The 21,371-nt window shown below is 69.4% G+C and carries 17 protein-coding genes; 4 read left to right on the top strand and 13 right to left on the bottom strand.

Annotated elements, in window-relative coordinates:
- Positions 1 to 19 precede the first annotated feature (19 nt).
- The 5 genes from sdhB to D7Y21_RS25625 all read right to left on the bottom strand — a co-directional run bounded on the left by sdhB (position 20) and on the right by D7Y21_RS25625 (position 6,019).
- Positions 20 to 826 carry a succinate dehydrogenase iron-sulfur subunit gene (gene sdhB, locus D7Y21_RS25645; protein ID WP_014397305.1) on the bottom strand — a complete coding sequence of 269 codons (807 nt, stop codon included), beginning with the start codon at positions 824 to 826 and terminating at the stop codon, positions 20 to 22.
- Positions 827 to 913: 87 nt separating this feature from the next.
- On the bottom strand, positions 914 to 2,791 hold the full coding sequence (gene sdhA / locus D7Y21_RS25640; RefSeq protein ID WP_120566227.1) for a succinate dehydrogenase flavoprotein subunit: 1,878 nt from the start codon (positions 2,789 to 2,791) through the stop codon (positions 914 to 916).
- Positions 2,792 to 3,020: 229 nt separating this feature from the next.
- Positions 3,021 to 3,962: a malate dehydrogenase gene (mdh, locus tag D7Y21_RS25635; RefSeq protein WP_120566136.1), complete on the bottom strand. Its 942-nt coding sequence runs from the start codon at positions 3,960 to 3,962 to the stop codon at positions 3,021 to 3,023.
- Positions 3,963 to 3,991: 29 nt separating this feature from the next.
- Positions 3,992 to 5,287, bottom strand: coding sequence for an NADP-dependent isocitrate dehydrogenase (icd, locus tag D7Y21_RS25630; RefSeq protein ID WP_120566137.1), 1,296 nt, complete (start codon positions 5,285 to 5,287; stop codon positions 3,992 to 3,994).
- 180 nt (positions 5,288 to 5,467) lie between these two features.
- Positions 5,468 to 6,019: an ATP-binding protein gene (locus tag D7Y21_RS25625; RefSeq protein ID WP_121716290.1), complete on the bottom strand. Its 552-nt coding sequence runs from the start codon at positions 6,017 to 6,019 to the stop codon at positions 5,468 to 5,470.
- Between the two features lie 402 nt (positions 6,020 to 6,421).
- Between D7Y21_RS25625 and D7Y21_RS25620 the strand changes: the two genes are divergently transcribed.
- The gene (locus tag D7Y21_RS25620) at positions 6,422 to 8,569 is read left to right on the top strand and encodes a hypothetical protein (RefSeq protein WP_199724567.1); all 2,148 of its coding nucleotides are present in this window, start codon (positions 6,422 to 6,424) and stop codon (positions 8,567 to 8,569) included.
- An 11-nt stretch (positions 8,570 to 8,580) separates the two neighbouring features.
- A complete protein-coding gene (locus tag D7Y21_RS25615) occupies positions 8,581 to 9,324 on the top strand; it encodes a hypothetical protein (RefSeq protein WP_120566140.1) in 744 nt (247 codons plus the stop codon).
- Between the two features lie 6 nt (positions 9,325 to 9,330).
- On the opposite strand, the gene D7Y21_RS25610 is transcribed toward D7Y21_RS25615, so the two are convergent.
- A complete protein-coding gene (locus D7Y21_RS25610) occupies positions 9,331 to 10,971 on the bottom strand; it encodes a bifunctional 3-(3-hydroxy-phenyl)propionate/3-hydroxycinnamic acid hydroxylase (RefSeq protein WP_120566141.1) in 1,641 nt (546 codons plus the stop codon).
- A gap of 446 nt (positions 10,972 to 11,417) precedes the next feature.
- Between D7Y21_RS25610 and D7Y21_RS25605 the strand changes: the two genes are divergently transcribed.
- Entirely contained in the window at positions 11,418 to 12,212 is a 795-nt protein-coding gene (locus D7Y21_RS25605) for a class I SAM-dependent methyltransferase (protein ID WP_147443343.1), read from the top strand.
- Between the two features lie 107 nt (positions 12,213 to 12,319).
- Positions 12,320 to 12,520 (top strand): hypothetical protein, encoded by a 201-nt coding sequence (locus D7Y21_RS25600; RefSeq protein ID WP_120525317.1) that lies wholly within the window; start codon positions 12,320 to 12,322, stop codon positions 12,518 to 12,520.
- Between the two features lie 70 nt (positions 12,521 to 12,590).
- Here D7Y21_RS25600 and D7Y21_RS25595 read toward each other — a convergent pair whose 3' ends face one another.
- The 7 genes from D7Y21_RS25595 to D7Y21_RS25565 all read right to left on the bottom strand — a co-directional run.
- Entirely contained in the window at positions 12,591 to 13,916 is a 1,326-nt protein-coding gene (locus tag D7Y21_RS25595; RefSeq protein WP_120566143.1) for a cytochrome P450, read from the bottom strand.
- A gap of 105 nt (positions 13,917 to 14,021) precedes the next feature.
- Positions 14,022 to 15,485, bottom strand: coding sequence for an o-succinylbenzoate--CoA ligase (gene menE / locus D7Y21_RS25590; RefSeq protein WP_121716288.1), 1,464 nt, complete (start codon positions 15,483 to 15,485; stop codon positions 14,022 to 14,024).
- A gap of 41 nt (positions 15,486 to 15,526) precedes the next feature.
- Positions 15,527 to 16,681 carry an o-succinylbenzoate synthase gene (gene menC, locus D7Y21_RS25585; RefSeq protein ID WP_121716286.1) on the bottom strand — a complete coding sequence of 385 codons (1,155 nt, stop codon included), beginning with the start codon at positions 16,679 to 16,681 and terminating at the stop codon, positions 15,527 to 15,529.
- A 9-nt stretch (positions 16,682 to 16,690) separates the two neighbouring features.
- Positions 16,691 to 17,599: a 1,4-dihydroxy-2-naphthoate polyprenyltransferase gene (locus D7Y21_RS25580; RefSeq protein WP_304984730.1), complete on the bottom strand. Its 909-nt coding sequence runs from the start codon at positions 17,597 to 17,599 to the stop codon at positions 16,691 to 16,693.
- 8 nt (positions 17,600 to 17,607) lie between these two features.
- A complete protein-coding gene (gene menH / locus D7Y21_RS25575) occupies positions 17,608 to 18,459 on the bottom strand; it encodes a 2-succinyl-6-hydroxy-2,4-cyclohexadiene-1-carboxylate synthase (protein WP_121716284.1) in 852 nt (283 codons plus the stop codon).
- A complete protein-coding gene (gene menD, locus D7Y21_RS25570; protein WP_121716298.1) occupies positions 18,450 to 20,219 on the bottom strand; it encodes a 2-succinyl-5-enolpyruvyl-6-hydroxy-3-cyclohexene-1-carboxylic-acid synthase in 1,770 nt (589 codons plus the stop codon). The genes menH and menD overlap by 10 nt, the downstream gene beginning before the upstream one ends.
- On the bottom strand, positions 20,219 to 21,371 hold a 1,153-nt coding region (locus D7Y21_RS25565; RefSeq protein WP_121716282.1), incomplete at its 5' end, for an isochorismate synthase MenF. The genes D7Y21_RS25565 and menD, both read right to left, overlap by 1 nt.

The raw sequence follows: 21,371 nt of genomic DNA, 5'->3' as shown, positions 1-21,371 counted from the left end.
AGGACGGCGTCCGGGAGGGTTACCCCGGGCCGGCGGAGGCCTTCTGCTCCTCTTCCTTGAAGAAGATGTCCTTGATGATCAGCTTGCTCACCTCGCGGTTCATCACAGCGATGGAGGTCGTGAGGGGGATCTCCTTCGGGCAGACCTTCACGCAGTTCTGAGCCTTGCCGCAGTCCTGGATGCCGCCGGGGCCCATGAGGGCGCGCGTGCGCTCCTCCGCGTTCAGCTTGCCCGTGGGGTGCATGTTGAACAGGCGGGCCTGGCTGATGGGGGCGGCGCCGATGAAGTCGTTGTCCAGCGTCACCTGGGGGCACGCCTCCAGGCAGCTGCCGCAGGTGATGCACGTGGACAGCACGTACATCACGGAGTGGTCCTTCTGCGACTGGCGCGGGCCGGGGCCCAGGTTGTACGTGCCGTCGACGGGGATCCACCCCTTCACGCGCTTGAGCGACTCGAACATGCGGTCGCGGTCCACGGTGAGGTCACGCACCACCGGGAACTTCTTCATCGGTTCCAGGGTGATGGGCTGCTGGAGCTTGTCCACCAGGGCGGAGCACGCCATGCGCACCCGGCCGTTGATGTTCATGGCGCAGCTGCCGCACACCTCCTCGAGGCACGCGGAGTCCCACACCACGGGGGCCACCTTCTTGCCCTCCACGGTGACGGGGTTGCGCTGGATCTCCATCAGGCAGGAGATGACGTTGGCGCCCTTCGCATAGGGAACCTTGAACTCTTCGAAGTGGCCGGGCTTGTTCGGATCATCCTGCCGCCAGATGCGGAAGGAGATGGTCTTCGAGCTGACGGCGCTGGCCTGTGCGGTGTCCATGGTGCGGCTGCCCTTCCCTTCACTGCCAAATCAGGTGGCGGAAACCCGCGCCTGGAAGCACGCGGGCCCGGAAAGAAAACGAACGCCTTACGCGTACCACCGGGGCTCGGGCTCCAGCACCGGCGTGGGCAGGTCCTGGTAGGAGATCTGCGGGCCCTGGGCGGCGTAGGTGGCGATGGTCGTCTTCGCCCACTTCTCGTGGCGCTGGCGCCACAGGGCCATCCACTCCGGATCCTTGGTCGGGTCCTTCACCTTGGGCTCCGGCAGGGAGAAGTCCGGCTTGTAGTGGGCGCCGCGGCTCTCGTCGCGCAGGAGCGCGCTGGTGGCGATCACTTCGCCCAGCTCCAGCATGTTCCACACCTGGTTGGTGTACGAGAGCGCGCGGTTGGCGACGACGCCCGTGTCCAGCACGTTGACGTTGTTCCAGCGCTGCTTGAGCTCGCGGACGCGCTCGATGGTCTTCTTCAGGCGGTCGTTGTAACGGACGACGGTGCAGTTCTCCGTCATCACCTCGCCCAGCTCCTTGGCGATCTGGTACGGGTTCTCCTGTCCGTTCATCGCCTTGATGGTGGCGAAGCGGTCCTGCCAGTACTTCTTCGCGTCCGCGAAGTACTTCTCCGGCATCGCCGCGGCGCTGGTCTCCTGGTTCTTGGCGAAGGCCACCATCGCCGGGCCGCCGATCATGCCGGAGTAGATGCAGGACAGGAGCGAGTTGGCGCCCAGGCGGTTCGCGCCGTGGAAGGCGTAGTCCGCCTCGCCGGCCGCATACAGGCCGGGGATGCGCGTGCTCTGGTTCACCGGGCTGCCGTCTAGCGGCGTCTGGGTGCGCGAGTCGGCCTCGAAGGAGACGTGCAGGCCGCCCATCGAGTAGTGCATGCCCGGGAAGATGACCATGGGCGTGTGGCGCGGATCATCTCCGACGAACTTCTCGTAGATCTCCATCACGCCCTTGATCTTCGCGTCGAGCGTCTTGGCCGGGATGTGCGTCACGTCCAGGTACACACCGTCGCGCCCGCCCAGGCCCATGCCCAGGTCGCGGCAGACCATGAAGATCTCGCGCGTCGCCACGTCGCGCGGCACCAGGTTCTTGTACTTGGGGTACTTCTCTTCCAGGAAGTACCAGCGCTCGCTCTCCGGGATCTCCCGGGGGTTGCGCGTGTCACCCTTCTTCTTGGGCACCCAGACGCGGCCGCCCTCGCCGCGCACGGACTCGCTCATCAGGCGCAGCTTGTCCTCGCCCGGGATGGAGGTGGGGTGCACCTGGATGAACTCGCCGTTGGCGTACAGCGCGCCTTCCATGTACGCGCGGCCCGCGGCGGTGCCGGTGTTGATGATGGAGTTCGTGGAGCGCCCGAAGACGATGCCCGGACCACCCGTGGCAAGGCACACCGCCTCCGCCGGGAAGGTGCGGATCTCCATGGTGCGCAGGTCCATGGCCACGCTGCCGATGCAGCGGCCGGACTCGTCCTTCACCGTGCCCAGCCACTCCCAGTACTCGTACTTGGTGACCTTGCCCTCCGCCTCGTAGCGGCGGACCTGCTCGTCCAGCGCGTAGAGCAGCTGCTGGCCGGTGGTGGCGCCCGCGAACGCGGTGCGGTTGTGCAGGGTGCCGCCGAAGCGGCGGAAGTCCAGCAGGCCTTCCGGCGTGCGGTTGAACGTCACGCCCATGCGATCCAGCAGGTAGATGATGCCGGGCGCCGCGTAGCACATGCCCTTCACGGACACCTGCTCCGCGAGGAAGTCGCCGCCGCGCAGCGTGTCCTTCACGTGGATGTCCGGGTGGTCGCCCTCACCCTTCGTATTCACCGCGCCGTTGATGCCGCCCTGGGCGCAGACCGAGTGGGAACGCTTGACGGGGACGAGCGAGAGCACGTCCACCTGGTGACCCGCCTCCGCCAGCTTGATCGTCGTCATCAGCCCGGCGAGACCGCCGCCCACCACCGTGAATCGCGCTGCTGCCGCCATCATCGTCTCCTTGACCACCGGCAGCCGGGGGGGGTGCCTTCACGGGGGGCCGCTGAAGTCCTGCTTCGCGACGCTGCCCCGCTCCCGTGCCAGGTGCGAGTCCAACACGCTAGTTAACTTGGAAAAATACCGCCGCAAGGACGGTGGGCCGGGGGATAAGCCCGGATCATTCACGGCATCAGGCGGGGCCCGCCAGCAGCATCCGGCGGGCCCTGCCGACGACCGGGGACTACAGCTTCACGAGGTCGACGGTGCCCTTGACGGAGGTGAAGGACTTGTTCAGCTCGGCCTTCTCCGCGTCGTTCAGCTCCACCTCGATGATCTTCTCCACGCCGCCCGCGCCAATCTGGGCGGGGACGCCGAAGAAGAAGTCGTTGATGCCGTACTGGCCCTTGAGCAGGGCGGCGGCCGGCAGCACGCGCTTGCGGTCGAAGAGGAAGCTCTCCGCCATGGCGATGGAGGAGGAGGCCGGGGCGAAGTAGGCGCTGCCCGTCTTGTACAGGCCCACCAGCTCCGCGCCGCCCTTGCGGGTGCGGTCGATGATGGCGTCCAGCTTGTCCTTGGCGATGAGCTGGGTCAGGGGCACGCCGCCCACGGTGCTGTGGCGCACCAGCGGGACCATGTCGTCGCCGTGGCCGCCGAGCACCAGCGCCTCCACGTCACGGATGGAGCAGCCCAGGGCCTCGGCCACGAAGCACTTGAAGCGGCTGGTGTCCAGCACGCCCGCCATGCCCACGACCATGTTGTCCTTCAGGCCGGCGATCTTGTGGAGCGCGAACACCATCGCGTCCAGCGGGTTGGCCACGTTGATGACGAAGGCGTCCGGGGCGTGCTGCTTGATGTTGCCCGCCACGTCCTTCATGATCTTCAGGTTGACCTCGAGCAGGTCCTCGCGGGACATGCCGGGCTTCCGGGGCACGCCGGCCGTGATGATGATCACGTCCGAGCCCGCGACGTCCTTCCAGTCCGTGGAGCCGGTGACGCGGCTGTCGTAGCCATCCACCGCGGACAGCTGGTTGATGTCCAGCGCCTTGCCCTTGACCAGACCCTCGGCCGCCGGGATGTCGTAGAGCACCACGTCGCCAAGGTTTTTCTGGACCGCCAGCAGCGCCAGGTTGCCGCCGATCTGACCGCCACCGATGAGGCCGATCTTCTTCTTCTTGTGAGCCATGGTTTCGCCCTCCTGCTTTGGGGTGGGGACTACATGTGCTTGATGATGGCCTGACCGAACTCCGAGCACTTCACCTCGGACACGGTCTCCTTCGTCTCCAGCTTCATCAGGCGCGCGAAGTCGTACGTCACGGTGCGCGCGGCGATGGCCTTGTCCATGCCCTTGATGATCAGGTCCGCGGCCTCGTGCCAGCCCATGTGGCGGAGCATCATCTCGCCGGACAGGATGACGGAGCCCGGGTTCACCTTGTCCAGGTCCGCGTACTTCGGCGCGGTGCCGTGGGTGGCCTCGAAGACGGCGTGGCCGGAGACGTAGTTGATGTTGCCGCCCGGCGCGATGCCGATGCCGCCCACCTGCGCCGCGAGCGCGTCCGACAGGTAGTCGCCGTTGAGGTTGAGCGTGGCGATGACGTCGAACTCGTCCGGACGGGTCAGCACCTGCTGCAGGGTGATGTCCGCGATGGAGTCCTTGATGATGACCTTCCCGGCGGACACCGCGGCCTTCTGCTCGGCGTTGGCGGCGTCCTCACCCTTGGCGGCCTTGGTGGCCTCCCACTGGTCCCAGGTGTAGACCTTGTCACCGAACTCACGCGCCGCGAGGTCGTAGCCCCACTTGCGGAACGCGCCTTCGGTGAACTTCATGATGTTGCCCTTGTGGACCAGCGTGACGCTCTTGCGCTTGAGGTCCACCGCGTACTGGATGGCCGCGCGCACCAGGCGCTCCGTGCCTTCCTGGGACACGGGCTTGATGCCGATGCCCACGTTCGCCGGGAAGCGGATCTTGCCCGCCTCCTTGGGGAACTCCTGCTTCAGCCAGCCCAGGAACTTCTCCGCCTGCGCGGTGCCGGCCTCGAACTCGATGCCCGCGTAGATGTCTTCCGTGTTCTCACGGAAGATGACCATGTCCACCTTGTCCGGCTGCTTCACCGGAGAGGGCACGCCCTTGAAGTAGCGCACGGGGCGCAGGCAGACGTACAGGTCCAGCATCTGGCGCAGCGCCACGTTCAGGGAGCGGATGCCACCGCCCACCGGCGTCGTCAGCGGGCCCTTGATGCCCACCAGGTACTCGCGGAACGCGGCGACCGTCTCGTCCGGCAGCCAGTTGTTCACCTGCTTGAAGGACTTCTCGCCGGCCAGCACTTCGTACCAGGAGATCTTCTTCTTGCCGCCGTAGGCCTTCTCCACCGCCGCGTCAAACACGGCCTGCGAAGCCTTCCAGATGTCGCGGCCAGTGCCGTCGCCCTCGATGTAGGGGATGATCGGGTTGTTCGGAACGGTCAGCTTGCCGTTCTGCAGGGTGATCTTCTCGCCAGAGGGAGGCGCCATGAACGCAAACTCCTGATTGAGACCGGGGTCTTGAGAGGCGGCGGATAGTCGGGAACCCGCCCCCGGTCGTCAAGGAGTTTGGCCGCACGTCCCCCTGGGTTGGACGCACCCGGGGGGTCCCGCGCTTATCGCAGCCAATGGTCCGGAAGCAGGATCGTTCTTCCGGACTTGGACGCGCGGCTAGAAGCTCGCGAGCCCGGGCGCTGGCAGGACGACGCTCACGGCCGTCCCCTCCTCCAGGCGATCCACCGCCAGCTCGCCGCCCATGGCGTCCACCAGCTCCCGCGCGCGGGCAAGCCGCCGCTGGGTGCCGCCCACGCGCAGGGGCGACAGCACCACCGAGTGCGTCTCCCGTTCGGACAGGCTCACGCCCGGCATCACCACCTGGAAGCGCGGGCCCGTATCCCCGAAGTCGTCCGGCGGATCCACCACCACGCGCACGGAAGGCGCAGTCGGCGGGGCCACGTCCGCCGCGTGGGCGACGAGCAACAGGAGCACCTGCTCCAGACGGCGCCGGCTGACCCGGGCGATCACCGGATCCTCGGGGAGATCCAGCGCCACCTCCATGCCGCGCAGCCGCCGCGTCGCGCCGAGCAGCCCCAGCGCGTCCCGCACGCACACCGCCACGTCCACCTGGAAGACGTCTGGAAGGTCCACGGACTCGAGCCCCTGGCCACCGGACGAGGCTCCCGCGTCCGCCGGCGATCCCTTCACATCCAGCGCTGCGCTCATTCGCGGCTCACTTCCCCAGCCAGTCCCAGAAGTACCGACCATAACGGCCCCCCCTGACAGGGTCCATTGCCCGTCAGCCCCGGGCCGCCACCACTTATTCACGTGAAGGAGGGTTACAGCCCTGCGCCACATTGCTGATAATGATGCGCACGCTGGGTCCGTATTGCTCCTCGGAAAACCCGTATACGTCCGGTCCACTACGACCCAGGGTGAGTCAGGGGCGGGGACAGAAAAACAGCCCAGGCATATAAATTCGATTTGACTGTTACGGCCGAGATCTTCAATATGTCTTCCCAGAATCCAGAGCCGTCAGCGTCTCCAGTGAATCAGGGAGGAAGTGTTGTGCTCGCAACATCGCCGACCACGAACGGTAGCGCTGCCCGCAAGAGGGGAGTCCTGACGATGGATGGAGGGATCCCGGCGTCCTCGAAGTTCCGGCATGCGATCGAATTCGGCAGTGGCGACGCGTTGCGCAACGTGATTCCCCTTCCCCCCGCTGAAGCCGCCCTGGATGACTCGGGCTACTCGCTGCACGGCAGCGGCCCCACGGCCATCACCTGCGCGGTGGGCCGCCCGGACGCGGTGCTGGGTGAAGTGACGCGGCTGTCCCCGACGGTGGTGTGGGTGGCCCCGCGGCAGCCGCTGGCGGACCCGACCGAGTCGCGCACCTTCCCGGTGTACCTGGCGTGCAACGGCGCCACGATTGGTCCGCTCAATGGCGCCTTCATCCGGACGGACATGGACGTCCCGAACGCGCCGGTGGGGCTGCAGCTGGTGGGCGTGACGCTGGAGCAGGGCCGTCAGATCCTGGGCTTCCTGTCGGACGCGCTGCGCCAGGGCGTGGCGGTGCCGGCGGCCTCCGCGCTGCCCGTGCAGGACATCATCACGGACGCGGAGCGGATCCGCTCCATCTTCACCGCCATCTGCGCGTCCGGGAACAAGGGCGTGCTGCGCCGCCAGGGCCGGGTGGTGCGCATGGTGCTGGAGCGCTTCCACTCTTCTTCTGGTCAGCTGGAGTGGCGCACGGAGGAGTCCACGCCGGACTTCGGCGAGCCGGCGTACGACATCGACGTCATCGGCTACAACTCCGCGTACCGCCTGCGCGTGGAGACTGGCCGCACCGAGGGCGACCGCCTCTTCACGCCCCTGCCCGAGCAGCTGTTCCGCATCCGTCACCGCTGGCACCGCCGCGTCACCGCCCCCGAGGGCGTGCACGCCCGGTTCCACCACCCGCTCTGGCGGGAGCAGGGGCTGATGCGCCGCGAGGTGCTGGATCTGTCGTTCTCCGGCCTGTGCATGCGCTGCCAGCCGCAGGACCTGCTCTTCCCCGGCCTGCTGCCGCCCCTCATCGAGCTGGAGCTGGGCGACGGCCAGCGGGTGAGCGTGCGCGGGGAGATCCGCTACGTCAGCGGCCTGCGCGCGGACGGCACCGTGCTGTGCGGCCTGAGCGTGCTGCCCTACTCTTCCGACGAGGCGCGCTGGGTGCGCTTCGTGTCCCAGACGATGTCCCCGGCCACGCGCACCAGCGAGGGCCTGGTGGATGAGCTGTGGGACCTGTTCAACCGCTCCGGCTTCTTCAGCCTGGGCGGCAGCACCCCGGCGGAGTTCGAGGAGCTGAAGCAGAACTTCGCGTCGCTCGCGAAGCGCGCCGCGGAAGTGCCGCAGCTGTTCTGCAACGCGGTGTGGCCGTCCGAGCGCGGCATTGAAGCGACGCTGTCCTTCACCAAGCCGTACCGCAACGCGTGGCTGGGCCACCAGGTGGCGAAGCGGCCCGGCAAGCCGCCGGAGGGGTTGAAGGAGGCGGGCGCCATCATGCGCGACCTCTACCTGCGCACCTTCGAGCACCCGCAGAGCGACCCGGACTTCCACTGGGTGGTGGCCTACGTGGAGGCCCTCAACCCGTGGATCAACAAGGCGCACGTGAAGTACGCGCAGCGCCAGATGGAGGCCGGTTCGTCCCTGGCCTTCACGCGGAAGATCCAGAAGATGAAGGCCTTCAGCAACGAGCTGACCGGCCGCGTGCACCCGTACACGGTGGGTCCCGCCACCGCGAGCGAGCTGAGCCTGCTGGCGGCGACCATCGCCCAGCAGTTCCCCGAGTGCTACGTGCAGTCGTTGGACCTCACCCGCGACCGGCTGGACATGGGGCCCGTCACGGCGAAGTGGAAGAGCTTCGGCATGGAGCGCGAGCGCACCGTCCTGGTCGCCCGCCGTGATGGCGTCCCCCACGCCGCCGCCGTGGTGGAGCTGGGCCAGTTGGGCGCGAACCTCTTCCGCCTGCTGGACAACACGCGCCTGTTCTCCCTGCTGGGGGATGGAACGCGCGCGTACTCGGCGCTCCTGGACGCGGCCCGCCGCTGGTACGCCGCGCGCAACCGCCCCTCCTTCCTCTATCTGCGCGAGGACGAGGGTGGCGACTACGTGCAGGAGTGCGGCCTGCACGACGGGCCGGATCCCTACCTGTGGATCATCTCCGCCAAGCTCGTCCCGGACTTCCTGGAGCACATCAGCGAACTCACCATCGGGCGCCGTGGTGCCCACTCCCGTTGAGGATTCCCCCCATGACCAAGCCCCTCGTCGAAGAGCAGTACCTCCCCCACGTCACCGACGTCCGTCACCTGCTGGCGACCGGTCCCCACGTGACGACGCTGCTGGACCCCAACGTGGAGCCCGCCCTGCTGGAGGCCTTCCTCATCCAGCTGTGTGCCCTGGGCGTCTACATGACGGAGCCCGTGGACGGGTGGATCCGCCGCGCCGGTGAGGCGTGTGTGAAGGCGGGGATGGTGGACGTGGGCGAGAAGCTGATCACCCACGCCAAGCACGAGGCCGGTCACCACCTGATGATGGTGGAGGACACGAAGAACCTGGTGGCCAGCTGGAACGCGCGCCGCTTTCCCAAGCTGGACGCGGAGGCCCTGATGGCTCAGGCCCCCACCCAGGCCATGCAGGAGTACCGGCAAATCCACGAGGAGACCATCGCCGGCCCCATGCCGGGCGGCCAGGTCGCCATCGAGTACGAGATTGAGAACCTGTCGGTGGTGTTCGCGCCCCGCCTCATCGAGCAGTGCAAGGCCGTGCTGGGCCCGGACGTGATGAACTCGCTGTCGTTCATCAAGGAGCACGTGGAGCTGGACGTGGGCCACACGGCGCTCAACGAGGTCATGCTCAACAAGCTGCTCGGCCAGAAGCCCGAGCACGCGGCGACCATCGCGAAGACGGGCGCCCGTGCCCTGGACATCTACCTGCGCTTCTACGGCGACTGCATGGCGAAGGCGAAGCAGCTGCTCCAGTCCGCCGCCGCCTGAGAGGCCTCAGGCCCCGAGCTGCGCCGCCCGCCGGGAGCCGCGGTTGCCCCAGCGGGTGAGCGGGCGGATGCCCTGCTTCAGGGAAGCGTGGACCTGCGCGACGGCCGCGCTGTTCGTGGCCGCGTAGACGTAGCGGTCCGGGCGGAGGACGACCAGGTCCGAGCCGTGCTGGGCGAACCACTCGCCCAGCTTGCCCTCCAGGTCCACCACCTCGCCGGAGCGGCCCGCGCCGGAGCGCGCCGCCGGGGCCACGGACAGCCACACACCGCCGATGTCCTCCGCCATCGCCTTGGCGGCCTGCTGGACGTCCGCGGGCGCACCCGGCCGCGTCAGCACCGCGAAGCGCTGGCCGATGATGTCATCCAGCGGGCGCTCCCCTTCTTCACCGTGCTCCACGCGCGGCTGCGGGAAGTAGGCGCCTTCCGCCGCCTGCTTGGACTTGCCGCGCTTGCCTCCGAAGAGGAACCCCTCCGCGTGGAAGAGGTTCGGCTTCATCTTGTACTCGCGGATGAAGGGTCCGGTGACGGGCATGTGGTACAGCAGCTTGATGAAGGCGTTGCGCGCGCGGGCCATGAACGGGCCGCCCGACGCCAGCATCGAGCCCAGCGAGTCCGACATCCGCATCATCTCCGCGGCGTGCGGCCGGCGCTCCACCTCGTAGGTGTCCAGCAGCGACGCGTCCGCCGCGCCGCCCAGCACGTGCGCCAGCTTCCAGGTGAGGTTCGCCGCGTCACGCAGGCCGGAGCACAGGCCCTGCCCCAGGAACGGCGGCATCAGGTGCGCCGCGTCTCCGAGCAGGAACACCCGCCCCACCCGCCACTTCTCCGCCATGCGGCTGTGGTAGGCGTAGAGGTTGACGCTCTTCACCTTCACGGTGTCCGGGTCGATGAAGGGCGCGATGATGCTGCGCACGTACTCGGGGGTCTTCACGTACTCCAGGTCCTGCCCCGGCTTGATCACCGTGTCGAAGCGCATCTCGTCGTGCGCGGTGCGCGTCACGATGCCCACGCGCTCCGGGCCGCAGGGGTAGTAGGTGAAGTCCGGCGCGGACGACTGCGTCTCCACGGAGACGGCCAGCGCGTGCTCCAGCGCCGTGGTGCCCTCCAGCTTCAGGCCCAGCCGGCGGCGGATACCGCTCTTGGCGCCGTCGCACGCGAGCAGGTAGCGCGCACGCACCGTCATCGTGCGGCCGGACACGTTGTCCTTCACGCGCACGGACACGCCTTCGTCGTCCTGCATGAAGGATTCGACTTCATGGCCGCGCCACATGCTGACGTGCGCGAAGCGCTCCATGCCCCGGTGCAGCGAGGCCTCCAGGCGGGGCTGGTTGAAGAGCGCGCCGATGTAGTGGCCGTTGGGGCGCTCCACCTTGGTGAAGTCCACCTCGGCGAGCATCCGCATCTCGTCGTCCACGTAGGTCATCTTCAGGCACGGGTGGAAGCCCGGACCCAGTTCCCCCGTGAGACCCGCAGCCTGGAAGATGCGCTGCGCTTCGTCGTCCGCGTTGATGGCGCGGGACTGGGTGTGCGCGGTGGTCTCCTTCTCAATGACCACGGTGCGCAGGCCGTACTGGCCGAGCAGGTTCGCTGCCATGGCACCCACCGGGCCGCTTCCGACAACGATCACATCAACAGATTCCGGAGCCATTACTCCCTCCCGTTGTGTGCCAGCTGATCCGTTTTGAACCGAGCGACCGAGCGACCGAAGCCCCCCTCGGTCGTAAGTAATAATACCTATAATCTCCGGCAACCCCACTCCAGATACGCTGTTTCAACGCGTTCCTGGTTGCCTGCCCCCCCGAGTCAGAAACACCCGGCCTGCGTCATTCCGACCGCCTGATAATCAAACGCACCCCTCCAGAAACCTTGCAGGGCTGATCAGCACTCGCGGTCCGCTGTATGCTTTTCGCGCAGTGTTTTCCTGCAAGGCTTCAAAGTTTCGCGGCGACGGCAGGAAAACAGGGGCTTGTTCAGATTTCCCGCACTGCGGATGTGTGCCAATGACCCTGGAAGGCGCCCCTTGTACGTCGCTCGGGACTGCGGGACAGTGCGGGAGTTGTCTCCCCCCTGAGCCCCTTGGAGCGCCCAGCGATTATGCCCAGACTGCAACTTTTTGAATTAGAGGATCAGCCCTGGTTCCCGAAGGTGCTGCGCCGGGGGGTGACGGACTTCCTCGCGTACGTGTGGAGCCTGTCGGATGACCGCTATTCGGAGTTCGTGAAGCGGCTCAAGGGCGCGATGGCGGCGATGGGCGAGACGCAGTTGTTGGACATGGCGTCGGGCAGCGCGGGGCCGGTCCCGAAGCTGCTGGAGATGCTGGAGTCGCAGGAGGGCTACCAGGCGACGGCGCTCCTGACGGACCTGTACCCGGAGGTCTCCGCGTTCGAGAAGGCGAAGGCGGCGAACCCGGGCCGCATCGACTACGTGACGACGCCGGTGGACGCGACGGCGGTGCCCGCGACCTACAAGGGCTTCCGCATCATGTGCAATTCGTTCCACCACCTGCCGCCGGACCTGGCGCGCAAGGTGCTGGCGGACGCCGTGGCCCAGCGCCGGGGCATCGCCATCATGGAGCTGGTGGAGCGGCGCGGGCCGGCCATCGCGATGACGGCGGCGGCGCTGATCAACGTTCCGCTGACGACGCCGTTCATCCGCCCCGTGCGCGCGGACCGGCTCGCCCTCACCTACCTCATGCCGCTCATCCCCATCGCGGCGGCGTTCGACGGCGTGGTGTCCTGTCTGCGCACGTACTCCGTGGAGGAGATGCGCGAGCTCACCCACGGTCTGAGCGACGACTACATCTGGGAAATCGACCGGCTCACCAACCCGGGGAACCCCTTCGGCCTGATGATGCTCATTGGCCGACCCGCCACCCCCTCGAAGGCCTGAGTGGCCTGTCAGCAGGAGGTCACTGACGCCCCGGGCCGACGCGGGGCGTCGTGATTTCCGGGTTTGGAGGGGGTTCAATGGCCGCTCCTTCAACGAGGAGAAGGCTCATGGAATGGCTCGAATTCAAGCGCTGGTCACCCGAAGTCCAGCACGCGCTGGCACTGCAGGCGGCCCGGTTGGGCCAGACGGCGATGCACGCCGAGCCGCCGCGGCCGTCCGCGACGATGGTCGCCGCGCACCGCCTGTGCACGCTGCTGCGCCAGTATCCGCGCACCAACCCCTGGGGTCACCCCGCGTCGGAGTGCTGAGACGCGGGCTGAAGCACCCGGCCCGTCCGTGGGGGCACCACGGGCGGGACGGGAGCCTCAAGGGTGGCTTTCAGGCCCCGGTGGGGGTCCAGTTCACGCGCAGGTGCTGGATGGTGCGGATGGTCAGCGACTGCGTGTGGCCGAAGTCCGGGTTCTCCTCCAGCTTCAGGTCCGGGAGCTGATCCAGCAGCAGGTTGGTGGCGATGAGCGCCTCCAGCCGCGCGAGCGGCGCTCCGATGCAGAAGTGGATGCCCCGGCCGAAGCCCAGGTGCGTCGGGTGGTGCCGGGAGATGTCGAAGTGGTCGCCGTCCGCGAGCAGCGCGGAGTCACGGCTTCCGGACGCGTAGAGCAGCAGCAGCCGCGAGCCCTTGGGCAGCGCGACGCCCGCGAGCTCCACGTCCTCCATGGTGGTGCGGATCATCCCGTGCGCCACCGAGTCGAAGCGCAGCGTCTCCTCGATGAGGTGCGGCACCAGCGAGCGGTCCTCGCGCAGCCGCTGCCAGAGGCCGGGCTGGATCAGGGCCTGCTTCCAGCACTGGGCGAGCAGCGCGGTGGTGGTCTCGTGGCCCGCCGCCAGCATGCTTCCGGCGATGGCGATGATCAGCTCCGGCAGCGTGAGCGCTTCACCGTCCGCGTCGGTGGTGACCAGGTAGCTGATCAGGTCGTCGCGGGGTTCGTCCGTCCGGTCGCGGATGAGGCGGGCGACGTAGTGCTGGAAGGTGACCCAGCTGCGGGCGAGCGGCGGCTGCTCTTCCGCGGGGACGCGGGTGAAGATCATCCGGAAGAAGTCGTCACACCAGCGCTTGATGTCCGCCATGTCCTCCTGGGGCACGCCCGCCATGCCCAGGATGACCCGCACGGGCAGCGGGTACGCGAACTCCGTCACCAGGTCCGCGTGCCCCTTGCGCGCGAAGGCCTGGATGAGCTCCTCGGAGACGGCGCGGATGGGGGCTTCCTGCGCGGTGATGCGCTGGGCGGAGAAGCCGCGCCCCAGCAGCTTGCGCAGCCGGGTGTGCGCGGGCGGATCCGAGTTGATCAGGCTGTCCGCCAGGGGATAGCCCTCGGCGAGCACCGCGAGCGTCGCCGGAGACAGCACCGAGCCCATGTTGCCCAGGTCCGCCGACGAGTAGCGCGTCGGATCCTTGAGCACGTGGCAGATGTCCTCGTAACGGCTCACCAACCACATCCCCAGCATGGGGTTGTAGCTGACGGGCGCGTCGCGCCTCAGCTCCGCGTAGAACGGATGTGGATCCTCGACATGCGGTCCCGCGAACGGGTTGTACTGGGCGCCCAGATGGGGGCACTTCATGGCACCAGCGGCGCTGCTTGCGCGCGCATCGATGTGGTTCGCCTCGGACTGCCCTTCCACCTTCACTGCTTCCACTGCGGTACTCACCGTGAGCTTCCTCTCAGGATCCCCCCACAGCGGAATATTATAACCCAACCTGACAGGTCTTCTCAGCGAGTCCTGTGAACCCCATCCATTACGAATTCAGGGTTGCTAGGACCCAGACTGATACGGGGGATGAGAGCGGGCGAGTTTCCTTAGGGTGGGGCGCGCCACCTTGCTCATGGCGTTCCGAGGCAATGTTTCAATTGCAACAAAGTGGGCGGGCACCTTGAAGCGCGCGAGGGACTGGCGGCACCAGGCGTCCAGGTCTTCGGGGAAGGCGTGGCCGGGGCGCAGGACGACGAAGGCCACGGGGACCTCGCCCCATTGGGGCTCCGGCACGCCGACGACGGCGGACTCCAGGATGGCCGGGTGGTTGGCGAGGACGGCTTCGATTTCAGCCGGATAGAGGTTCTCCCCTCCCCGCACGATGAGGTCCGTGCGGCGCGACAGGAGGGTGAGGCGCCCCTTCGCGTCCAGGACGCCCACGTCGCGGGTGCGCAGCCAGCCATCATGGAAGGCGTCGCGCGTGGCCTCGCGCTGGCGCCAATAGCGGGCCATGAGCGTGGGGCCGCGGACCTCCACGTCCCCTTCCTGGCCTTCACCGAGCGCCTCACCGTCCGTCCCGACGATGCGGACCTCCAGTCCTGGGAGAGGCGGACCCGCGGTGCGGCCATCCGCCTCCGAGGGGCGCTCGGTGGTGACCTGGGAGCAGGCCTCGGTGAGGCCGTAGGTCTGGAGGGCCAGGAGTCCCGCGGCCCGTGCCCTCGTGAGTAGGGCCGTGGGCACGGGACCTCCTCCGATGAGCGCGCATTGGAAGGTCGCGGGCAGCCCGCGGTCCTGTCGCGCGTCCAGCACACGCTCCAGCGTGGTGGCAACGAAGCTGGCGTGGGACGCGCCCTCCGTGTCGATGGCGCGGTTGACGGCGTCCGCGTCGAAGCGCTCGTGCAGGAGGAGGCAGCCGCCTTCGTAGGCGGTGCGCGTGAGCATGGCCAGGCCGCCGACATGGAACAGGGGCAGCGTGCCCAGCCAGCGCGGTGCGGGGTGCGCGCCCAGGTTCGCGGCGGAGGCGCGGCATGCGGCTCGGAAGGCACCTTCCATGAGCACTGCGCCCTTGGGCCTTCCCGTCGTCCCGCTGGTGAAGAGGATGACCCTGGCCGTGTCCGCGTCCCAGGCGCGCTCGGGCACGGAGCAGGCCGCCACCCCGTTGGGGAAGGTCTCCAGGACCTCCGCTTCCGGGAGCCGGTCGCGAAGGGCTCCAAGTGCCAGCGTGAGCCGGGGCTCGACGTCTTCCAGCAGGGGGCGCAGCTCCGCCGGGGTGAGCCGGGCATTGAGCGGCGCGAATATCGCGCCCAGGCGGCCCAGCGCCCAGAAGAGGAAGGTCACCGCCGGGTGGCTCGTGGACAGCAGGGCCACGCGTTGCCCCTGGTCCACGCCTCGTGCGGCCAGGGCCCCCGTCCAGCGCGTCACCTCTTCGTCCAGCGCGCGGAAGGTCCAGGTCTGTCCCGCGAAGCGCAGCGCTTCCGCATGGGGACGCAGCCGCGCGCCTTCACGGATGGGGCAGTCGTAGATCATGGCCAGGCAGCTCCGTGAGTAGAACGGCCGCGGCTCACGGCTTAGCGGTCCCAAATCAGGTCTGGGTTCAGCCCCAGCCCGGGCAGGTCGCGCAGCCGCACGAGCCCCCGCCGGGGTTGATACGGATGGTCCTTCGGTTCGTCCGCGAAGAGCCGCCCCACGGCGAGGCCGGAGGCCAGGTCTCCTGACGGCAGCGCGGAGGCCAGGTGCGCGGCGCCCGCTCGGGCCACCACGCCGTCGATGGAGCTGGTGACGTACGCGTGCATGCCCAGGTGGGCCGCTCGCAGCGCCACCACCATGGAGGGCAGCAGCCCGCCGAGCACCATCGGCTTGATCACCACCGCGCCCACCGCCGGTCCGCCACCCAGGTCCATCGTGAGGAGCGTGCGCACCGCGGCGGGCGTGGCGAGCGTTTCGTCCGCGGCGATGATGCACGGGGCTCGGCGCTGCACCCGCCACAGCGCCTGCAGATCCTCCGGCGGCGTGGGCTGCTCCACCAGCTCCAGGTCGTACCAGCCCAGGCGATCCAGGGCGCGGTTGGCTTCGGGCTCCGTCCAACCGCCGTTCGCGTCCAGACGCAGGCGCACACGCGGACCCGCCGCTTCGCGCACGGCCCGGACCCGGGCTTCGTCCGCGTCCAGCGAGCGGCCCGCGACCTTCACCTTCAGCGTCTGATAGCCCTCCTCCACCGCCGCTCGCGCTTCCTGGGCCAGGGCCTCCGGTTCCTCCGCCCTCAGCAGCGCGTTCACCAGCACCTCCTGCCGCGCTTCTTCGGCGAGCAGCCAGCACAGGGGCACGCCCTTGCGCTGGGCCACCAGATCCAGCAGCGCCAGCTCCAGGCCGTGCTGCGCGGCGGGGACCGGCTCCTCCGGGTCGATGCCGCGGATCCGCGCGCCGCGCTGGCGCAACTCCTCGCTGGCGGACGGGACGAGCGTGGCTTCGACGCCCTCGATGCTGTCCTCCAGCGTCTGCCCCTTGAGGGAGCTCAGCCACGCGCGCAGCACGGTGTGCGTGGTGGCCAGGGACTCCGTGCCGAACTCGGGCAGCGGCATGGCTTCACCCTGGCCCACGTGGCCGTCCTCGTCCCTCAGCCGCACGAGGAACCCGTCGCGAGTGGCGTAGGTCCCCCTGGCCGTCTTCAGGGGGTGGGCCAGCGTGAGGTGCAGCGGGATGAGCGTCGCTTCGATGATGCGCATGACGCCCCTTCAGCGCAGGTACAGCCCGACCGCGAACAGCAGTCCGAACACCATCTGTAGCTTCGCCGTCCCGCCCAGCGCGGGGTTGAGCGCCGCGCCCTCGGCCTTCAGCATCAGCTTCAGCGGCGGCACCACCAGCGGCAGGCTCAGGAGCGGCAGGAAGACCCAGGCGCTCGCATGGCCCTTGGCGAACAGCACGAACGGCGTGACGTAGGAGGCCACCAGCAGCAGCACGTACTCAGCCCTGCCGAAGCCCTGGCCGAAGCGCACCACCATCGTCCGCTTGTGGGCCTTCACGTCCGTGCTCGCGTCACGCTGGTTGTTCACCACGATGAGGCACGTGCCGATGGCGCCCACCGGCACCGACGCCCACCAGGCCGCCGGGCTCACGACACCGGCCTGCACGTAGTACGTGCCCGTCACCGCGACGATGCCGAAGAAGATGAGCACGAAGAGGTCGCCCAGGCCGAGGTAGGCCAGCGGAAACGGGCCCCCCGTGTACGAGTAACCGCACACCAGCGAGGCCACTCCGATGGCCACGATGGGCCAGCCGCCCACCGCCACCAGGTACAGCCCCACCAGCATCGCCAGCGCGAAGCACCCGAGGCCACCCAGCAGCACCGTGCCCGGCGCGATGAGCCCGCTCTGCGTCACGCGCTTGGGCCCCAGACGCTCCTCGGTGTCCGCGCCCTTCTTGTAGTCATAGAAGTCGTTGATGAAGTTGGTGCCGATTTGAATCAGCACCGCGCCCAGGAGCGCCGCGAGCGCGGGCACCAGGCGCCCCACCCCGTCACCGAAGGCGAGCGCCGTGGCCACCAGCACCGGCACCGCGCCCGCCGTCAGCGTCTTGGGACGCACGGCCATCAGCCACGTCTTCAACGTGGGCCGGGGAGGAGCCGCATCGGGAGGGGTGCTCACCAGGGTTGTCACGAGTGGATCGCCTCTCGCGCCAGGATGGCGTGTTCGAACTGCGGCGCTTCGTACCAGGGCGTCTGGAGGAACGAGAGCACTTCGCGCACGTACGCCTCTGGCGCCTCCAGGTGCGGGGCGTGGGTGACCCCCGCGAACGCGTGGCGCCACACCACCGGAAGCTCCGCCGCCATGCGCCTCGCCAGGGTCGTGAACTTCACGTCCTGATCCCCGGTGAGCAGCAGCGTGGGCAGCCGCTGGCGGTGCAGCGCCGGCCAGTAGTCCGGCTGCACGCCCAGGCCCAAAGTCTCCAACGCTCCAACCAGTCCCTGCGCCGTGCACGCCTTGCGGCGCTCGCGCAGCGCGGCCTGCTCCGGCTCCGGCAGGCGGCGCAGTCCGTCGAAGAGCGGCAGCGATTCCCACCGCTCCACGAAGGCGTCCACGCCCTTCGCGCGGATGAAGTCCACGAGCTTCGCGTCCGCCTCGCGCCGCTCGGAGCGCTCCTGGCGGCGGTGCAGCCCCGGCGAGCCGCTCTCCATGATCAGCCGGCCGAAGCACTCCGGCGCGCGCACCGCGGCGCCCAGCGCCACCCGCGCGCCCTGCGAATAGCCGAGCAGATCCACGTGGCCGCCCAGCTCACGCGCCAGTTGGACCACGGCGTCCACCGTCTCCAGGAAGCCGTCGCGCCCCGCCTTCTCCGGCAGCGGGGTGCGGCCGTGGCCGGGCAGGTCCACCGCCACCACTCGCACGGAGCGGCCGAGCAGCGGACGCAGGTGCTCGAACGTAGCGCCGCTGCCGGTGAAGCCGTGCAGCGCCAGGAGCGTATGGGGGCCTTCACCCCAGATGTCATAAGCGAGCGTCACGCCCATGGTCCTTCTCCCAGTGCGGCGGCCATCCGCGCGAAGAGGTGTCGGTGCGCATCCACGTTGGTGGTCCGGTCCACCTGGACTTCCACCAGATGGAGCCCTCCCTCCATCCCGGAGCGCACCGCCGCGCGCAGGGCCGAGGGCGTCGTGGGCCGCTCGAAGCGGGCGCCCACGAGCGCCGCCGCGTGCGACAGGTCCACGCCGTGCGGCGTGCCGAAGAGGGCCTCGAACTCGTCCGGCTTCGCCACCTGCGCCAGCGGCAGGAAGGAGAAGATGCCGCCGCCGTCGTTGTTCAGCACCACGACCGTCAGGGGCACGCGCGCCCGCGCCGCGGACACGAGCCCGCCCACGTCATGCAGGAGCGCCAGGTCGCCGGACAGGAGCACCGCGGGCCTTCCCGCCGCCGCGGCCATGCCCGCCGCGCTGGACACGATGCCGTCGATGCCGTTGGCGCCGCGGTTCGCCAGCACGCGCAGCGGCACGCCGCCACCGTGCGCGAACGCATCCACCGCGCGGATGGGCATGCTGCTGGACACGAAGAAGAGCGCGTTCGCCGGCAGCGCCGCCACCACCTCGCGCGCCAGCCGGGGCTCGGTCAGCACATCGGGCTGTTCGCCGAGCGCCTTCTCCAGCGCGTTGCGAGCCACCCGCTCCGCGTTGACGAAGTCCTGCGCCCAGCGGCCGGGGCCTCGCGACAGCCCTTCCGTCAGCGCGCGGCACGCGAGCACCGCGTTGCCTTCCACCACCCGCGCGGCCCGGTGCGCCGGATCGTACAGCGCGCCCTCGTCGCTGAAGACGGTGATGTCCGCGCCGGAGGTGTCCAGCCACTGCTGCGGCGACTTGGGCGTCAGGCCTCCGCCGAAGCGCAGCACCAGCTCCGGCGTGTGGCTCCGCGCGAACGGCTCATGCCGCAGGAGCGCGTCGTAGAGAGACACGGTCAGTGGGCCGCCTCCGTAGCGTGCCTGCGACGTGGCCTCCGCGAGCACCGGGTAGCCCGTGGCCAGGCTCAGCGCGGTGATGGCCTCCGCGAAGCCGTCGTCCTCGTCGCGGGGACCGCACACGATGGCGCCGCGCTCGGTGGCGGCGATGCGCGCGCGCACGTCCTCCAGCACCGCCGCGTCCGGGGCCCGTGAAGAGGGCGCGATGCGGATGAGGGGCGCGTTCGTCCGCCCTTCCCTCGCGAGCGCCGTCAGCTTCTCCGCGCCGAAGTCCTGCGCGATGGGCGCCAGCGGTTCGCGGAACGGCACGTTGAGCTGCACGGCCCCCCGGGGCGCGCGGCACGCGGTGCTCACGGCGCGGGCGGCCGTGGCACGCAGGTGCGCGATCGCGGGGCTGCTCGCCTCGGGCAGGCCCACGTCCGCGAACATCCTCGCGAAGTCGCCGTAGAAGCGAGCCTGGGGCACCGTCTGCGGCGCGCCCCAGCCCTGCAGCTCCAGCGGCCGGTCCGCCGTGAGGATGATCAGCGGCACCTGGGCCATGGCCGCCTCGATGACGGCCGGGAAGAAGTGCGCGCCCGCCGAGCCGCTCGTCGCGACCAGCACCACCGGCTGACGCGACTGCTTCGCCATGCCCAGCGCGAAGAAGCCCGCGCTCCGCTCGTCGATGACGGACCAGACGCGCAGGCCCGGCGTGTGCGCGCATGCGAGCGCCAGCGCCGAGGAGCGCGAGCCCGGACACACCACCGCGTGCCGCACGCCGCCCCGCACCAACTCCTCCAGGAGCGCTCGCGACCACAGCACGTTGAGGTTGGCGTCCAGGGACATCACCGGCCCCCCAGCGCGCGCAACATCGCCAGACTCTTCATCTCCGTCTCCCGCCACTCGGACTCCGCGCTGGAGCCCGCGACGATTCCCGCGCCCACGAAGAGCCGGGCCTTCGCCCCGCGCACCAGCGCCGAGCGCAACGCCACCACCAGATGCGCACGCCCGGGGCCCACCCAGCCCACCGGCCCCGCGTACCAGCCCCTGTCCAGCGACTCGTGCTCCACCAGGAACGACAGCGCGCGCTCGCGCGGCGTGCCGCCCACCGCCGGCGTGGGGTGCAGCGCCGTGACGACCGTCGCGGTGTCCACGCCGTCCGCCAGCTCCGCGCGGATGCCCGTGCGCAGGTGCACCACGTTCTTCAGCGCGAGCACCGACGGCTGCGCGTCCGCGGACACGCTCGCCGCCACCGGCGTCAGCGCCTGGAGGATGTAGCGCACCACCGCTTCATGCTCGCGCCGGTCCTTGTCGCTCGCGTCCAGCGCCTCCGCACCGCCCGGCGCAGCGGACCCCGCGAGCGCCTCCGTCTCCAACTTGCGCCCGTCCACCCGGCACAGCGTCTCCGGCGTCGCGCCCAAAAAGCCCGTGCCGTCCGGCGCGCGGAAGAGGAACGTCGCGCATCTGGGGTTCTGCTCGCGCAGCCGCGCCAGCACGTCCACCACGTCGAAGGGCTCCGGCCCCTCCGCCTCCAGCGCCCGCGCCAGCACCACCTTGTGCAGCTGGCCCGCGCCAATGGCCTCCACCGCGCGGTCCACCAGCGCCTCGAAGTCCGGCCGCGACGAAGCCGTGCGCAGCGCGACCGGCGCGCCCAGCGGGTGGCGGTAGGACTGAGGGAAGGACGCTCGCACGCGCTCCAGCCGCGAGCGCACCACGTCCTCCGCGCCCGGCCCCTCCGGCGCGAAGACCGCGACCGCCAGCGCGCTGCCCTCGCGCCACACCAGCACCTCCGGCAGCGTCCAGCGCGCCAGTCCATGCGAGCGCCACTCGCCCTCCACCGGCTGCGTGGGACTGAAGCGCATGCCTCCGAACCAGGGGCCCGGCATTCGAGGAGACACCGCGTCCAGCCACCGCACGCTGTCGTGCCCGAGCGCGCCCAGCACCGCCGCCAACTCGCCGGGCGCATGCGCCTCGAGCACGCCCGCCTCGCCCCACCCC

The organism is Corallococcus sp. AB045 (assembly GCF_003668895.1).
In the GTDB taxonomy this organism is placed as follows: Bacteria; Myxococcota; Myxococcia; order Myxococcales; family Myxococcaceae; genus Corallococcus; species Corallococcus coralloides.
Note: the sequence above shows the minus strand (reverse complement) of the source record. Positions and strands in the feature narration are given on the sequence as shown.

Excerpts from the sequence above, each read along its gene's own strand:
- menC (WP_121716286.1), bottom strand. The coding sequence starts at position 16,681 with ATGCGCATCATCGAAGCGACGCTCATCCCGCTGCACCTCACGCTGGCC.
- D7Y21_RS25605 (WP_147443343.1), top strand. The coding sequence starts at position 11,418 with ATGCCCAGACTGCAACTTTTTGAATTAGAGGATCAGCCCTGGTTCCCG.
- D7Y21_RS25600 (WP_120525317.1), top strand. The coding sequence starts at position 12,320 with ATGGAATGGCTCGAATTCAAGCGCTGGTCACCCGAAGTCCAGCACGCG.
- D7Y21_RS25610 (WP_120566141.1), bottom strand. The coding sequence starts at position 10,971 with ATGGCTCCGGAATCTGTTGATGTGATCGTTGTCGGAAGCGGCCCGGTG.
- menH (WP_121716284.1), bottom strand. The coding sequence starts at position 18,459 with ATGGGCGTGACGCTCGCTTATGACATCTGGGGTGAAGGCCCCCATACG.
- menE (WP_121716288.1), bottom strand. The coding sequence starts at position 15,485 with ATGATCTACGACTGCCCCATCCGTGAAGGCGCGCGGCTGCGTCCCCAT.
- sdhB (WP_014397305.1), bottom strand. The coding sequence starts at position 826 with ATGGACACCGCACAGGCCAGCGCCGTCAGCTCGAAGACCATCTCCTTC.
- D7Y21_RS25615 (WP_120566140.1), top strand. The coding sequence starts at position 8,581 with ATGACCAAGCCCCTCGTCGAAGAGCAGTACCTCCCCCACGTCACCGAC.
- D7Y21_RS25620 (WP_199724567.1), top strand. The coding sequence starts at position 6,422 with ATGGATGGAGGGATCCCGGCGTCCTCGAAGTTCCGGCATGCGATCGAA.
- menD (WP_121716298.1), bottom strand. The coding sequence starts at position 20,219 with ATGTCCCTGGACGCCAACCTCAACGTGCTGTGGTCGCGAGCGCTCCTG.
- icd (WP_120566137.1), bottom strand. The coding sequence starts at position 5,287 with ATGGCGCCTCCCTCTGGCGAGAAGATCACCCTGCAGAACGGCAAGCTG.
- sdhA (WP_120566227.1), bottom strand. The coding sequence starts at position 2,791 with ATGGCGGCAGCAGCGCGATTCACGGTGGTGGGCGGCGGTCTCGCCGGG.
- mdh (WP_120566136.1), bottom strand. The coding sequence starts at position 3,962 with ATGGCTCACAAGAAGAAGAAGATCGGCCTCATCGGTGGCGGTCAGATC.
- D7Y21_RS25625 (WP_121716290.1), bottom strand. The coding sequence starts at position 6,019 with ATGAGCGCAGCGCTGGATGTGAAGGGATCGCCGGCGGACGCGGGAGCC.